We start from the raw sequence: 3,448 nt of genomic DNA, 5'->3' as shown, positions 1-3,448 counted from the left end.
GATTGCTCAAAAGCCTCGCCCGCATCGCCCTGCCCGCGCTCCTCGCCCTGCCCCTCTCCTGGCACACCGCCCGCAGCCTCGCCGCCTGGCAGGACCAGCGCACCCTCTCCTGGGCGGATGAAGTCATTTCCTTGATCCGCCACCACCAGAGCCGCCACCCCCTCGGCCACGTCCCCTTCGAGCTCCCGCCCGAAGCCCTCGCCACCGCCCCCCGCTTCTCGCGCAGCCACCTCATCTACCAGAACCTCGGCGACCAGTTCGTCCTCACACGCCCCCTCGCCCTCCACCCCGGCGCCAGGATGCAGTACGACTCCGACTACCCCCGCTGGATGTGGGACGGCGCGTCCGACTGGTGAGATGGGAGAAAAGGTTGAGACGCTTCGCTGGTTGAGGGGACCGCAAGCGGTCTGTTGAGACGCGTTGCTGGTTGAGACGGCGCAAGCGCCTGGATTGAGCACCCTCATCAGGCGAGGCACGAGCCGCCACCCTGGGTACATGGGCATGCGCACCAGAACTCCGAAGCGAGTTCTACAAACCGCGGCCGCCCCCTGATGTGTTCACCGCATGCAGAGCGATCATCTTCGGATGATCTGAACGGCCTGTAGAACTCCCTTGGAGTTCCATCGCTATCCCATCGCTACCCGGGGTGGCGACCGCTTCGCGGTCTGACCCCGGGCTATTTTGTATCACGCCGTTGGCGTGAAGTTTCCGCCATGAAATCACGCAACACCAGATCAGCCTCCGGCCAGATTCGGCATCTTCTTACCCTGACGCGCTCCCGCTTTGCGGGATCTCATCTCCCCAGCCAGGTGAACTCCGACAACCGCCGCACGATCGCTGCGCCTCGCTCCCCGTGCTTCGCCTTGATCTGGTCCGGAGTGAGGTTGCTGCTCCACAGCAGCGGCAGACCGCGGGAGGTGCGGTACTCGATGAGCTCCTTCAGCTCCGCCGTCACCGCCTCCGTGTGTTTCTCATCACCCACATCATCCAGGAGCAGCACCTTTACTGTGCGCGCCTCCTTGAGCAGGCCCACGGCCTCGCTGGCCGTGCGGTAGTGATCCGACCATTGATCACTCACCGCGATGCTGAACCGTCCCGCCGGAAGGTACAGCCAGGAACAACTCAACCGTCGCAGGATGGAGCACAGCGCGCGCGTCTTCCCCTGTCCCGTGGTCCCGCACAGGCCGATGCCCAGGGGCGCGGACTCCTTCCAGATCGAGATCCCCTTTAGCACCCGCGGGCCGAGCTGGGAGCGCTTGGGATCAAAAGTTTCCTGGTACCGCGCAGGCAGCGACGCCAGTCGGCGCACCCGCTCTGCGGCCAGCTCCCGCTCCCGCTCTTCCAGCGCCTTGCTTTCCCGCTCCGCCAGCAACGTCTCCCGCTTTTTCCAGAAGGCGTCATCCTCTGTCAGGCGGGCAAAACGCACCGTCGCCTGGGCCAAGGCTGCCTGCAGGCCTTGCGGCTCCTCTTTTTCAGTCGCGGTCGTGAACATGGACATAGACGTGGACAGGATCAAACTCGTATCAGGTTACAGGAAAGCACACTCACTCCGCCGCCTCCGCCTCCACCACCCAGGGGGCATCGCCAGCATCACCCCAGCCATGGCCGGGCGGCTTGTCCGGCTGGTACGCCGTGGGTGAGCTGGATCCCGAGCCTTTGCCCGCGCCCCAGTGTGTCTTCACAAAGCTCTCTGGCGACCGCCACTCCTCCCGCTGGAAGAAGCTGCGCGCCTTCGGCACGAACCGGTTGGCCGATCCTCCTGGCGTGGCCCGAATGTGCTCCGCACACGTCTTCACGGCAGCGAGAAACTGCTGCGGATCCTCGCCCCCATCCAGAGACATTTGCACGGCTTCATAGCAGTCGAACGGAGCATCCTGCCGGGGATAGGCGGCAACGATCTCCTCCACCGACGGGGCGACAGGCCCCTCCCGCGCTCTCTCACTCTCCTGAGGTGGGAGGTGGGTGGTGAGTGGTGGGCATTCCGGGCGCAAAGCGGATGCATCTGCTCCCGCAATGCGGCCGCATGCGTTGGGATCAGGCGGCGACTCCGTCACAGTCTTTTTCGGCGGCGGTGTTTTGCCCCCAGGCTTCACACCCCAACGCTTCAGCGCTGCCTGCCGGCGCTGCTCGCTGCACTTGGCGATGCGATCGCGCTGCTCCTTCCGCAGGATCTCCAACCGCCGGTTGCGGCGGCGACCGTCCTTGTGCACGGGGAACTTCTCCAGCACCGTGGGTGTGAGCCCGCGACCGCCCAGCCGCTTCAACGTGGCAGCTTCATCTGGCAGGCCCTGCATCATCCACTGGTGACAAAGCAGGCGCAGGTAGGTGATCTGCTCCGCATCAGACATGTGGGCCGTGCCCATGAGCCAGCGCTCTGGGTAGAAGTCGAACGCCGGGGCATCCCGCACTTCGGGGGATACTACTGCTTCTTCTTCTGCTGCTGCTGCTTCTTCTATGGGCATCGTCGCTTTCTGCATGAAAATGAGGCTCTCTTGGGTTCTATCCACTTACATCACGGTTCGCCCGCTGCTCACGGCATCGCCTCCATCCCCAGTGCCAGCTCGCTTTGATCCGGGTTCGCGATCGCGTGGTCTGTGCTCAGCTTGCGCTTCACGCTCCAGGAGAGGGTGGAGGTCTGCTTGTCCGCGCCCAGGTCCAGCACAATCTGAAAGCCGAAGGTCATCTTCAGCGCCTCCTTGTCTGCGGCCTGCGCCTCCTCCACCACGGCGGCCAGGTCGGTGAGAATGTCCGCCTGCCCCTCGGCAGCGAGTTTGCGAAGATCGATGGAGGCAGTGTCAAAAATGGCAGCGAGTCGGTCTGAGTTCATAGGGATGAGGTGAGGAGTTAGAAGTTATGAGTTATGGGTTAAGAGTTGGATGTTTGATGTTTGAACTTTGAAGTTTGTGGCTTGAACTTTCACCCCAGGTCCAGAGTAGCTTGATGTTCACAGAAGGTTGTCGCGGGGGTGGCCGACGTCTCCGCCGCCGCCTCCTCCGGCACTAGCCGATAGATCTCGACCTCCGTATGCTCGGCCTCGCCCCGGCGGGCCTTTCGCTGCCGGGTCTGGATGCGGACTTGCGATGGGGCGTCATCAGGTATGAGGCCAGCGTATCGGCAGCAGTCCACGTGGTATTTCTCGCAGAGATTGTCCTCGTCGAGCAGGCGGACTCGCACGCTCGTAATGCGGACAAGAAACCGCGCTGGAGACTTACCTTGAACCGCGCCCGCTCCCAGTGCCCCAGGGCCAGCACCGTGTTCCAGCTGGGCAGCCGCCCCGGCACGTGAAAGGCCACCATGAGCTCCAGGGCGGGTGCCTGCGCGGCCTCCCGGCAGGGCGCCTGCAGGGAGTCCCCGGGGAGCTCCTCCGCAGGCAGCGTCGTCAACTCGTCTTGCAGGATCGCCATGGTCATAGTTGTCGTCGTCATCACCCTCATCATTGTCGTCGTTC

At 63.8% G+C, this 3,448-nt stretch carries 4 protein-coding genes and 1 pseudogene; 1 reads left to right on the top strand and 4 read right to left on the bottom strand.

Going from position 1 to position 3,448, the window contains the following annotated elements; all coding sequences use genetic code 11:
- On the top strand, positions 1-356 hold a 356-nt coding region (locus BV106_RS11645; protein WP_265595576.1), incomplete at its 5' end, for a hypothetical protein.
- 437 nt (positions 357-793) lie between these two features.
- On the opposite strand, the gene BV106_RS11640 is transcribed toward BV106_RS11645, so the two are convergent.
- From BV106_RS11640 to BV106_RS11625, 4 genes and pseudogenes are all read right to left on the bottom strand, one after another.
- Positions 794-1,492, bottom strand: a complete 699-nt coding sequence (locus tag BV106_RS11640; RefSeq protein ID WP_265595575.1) for a hypothetical protein — start codon at positions 1,490-1,492, stop codon at positions 794-796.
- 52 nt (positions 1,493-1,544) lie between these two features.
- Positions 1,545-2,477, bottom strand: a complete 933-nt coding sequence (locus tag BV106_RS11635; RefSeq protein ID WP_081891674.1) for a DUF1376 domain-containing protein — start codon at positions 2,475-2,477, stop codon at positions 1,545-1,547.
- A gap of 53 nt (positions 2,478-2,530) precedes the next feature.
- Positions 2,531-2,827, bottom strand: coding sequence for a hypothetical protein (locus BV106_RS11630; RefSeq protein WP_038164656.1), 297 nt, complete (start codon positions 2,825-2,827; stop codon positions 2,531-2,533).
- A gap of 89 nt (positions 2,828-2,916) precedes the next feature.
- A pseudogene (locus tag BV106_RS11625) lies at positions 2,917-3,448 on the bottom strand (hypothetical protein); the annotation flags it as partial.

The sequence above is a fragment of the Verrucomicrobium sp. BvORR106 genome (assembly GCF_000739655.1).
Classification (GTDB): Bacteria; Verrucomicrobiota; Verrucomicrobiia; order Verrucomicrobiales; family Verrucomicrobiaceae; genus Verrucomicrobium.
Note: the sequence above shows the minus strand (reverse complement) of the source record. Positions and strands in the feature narration are given on the sequence as shown.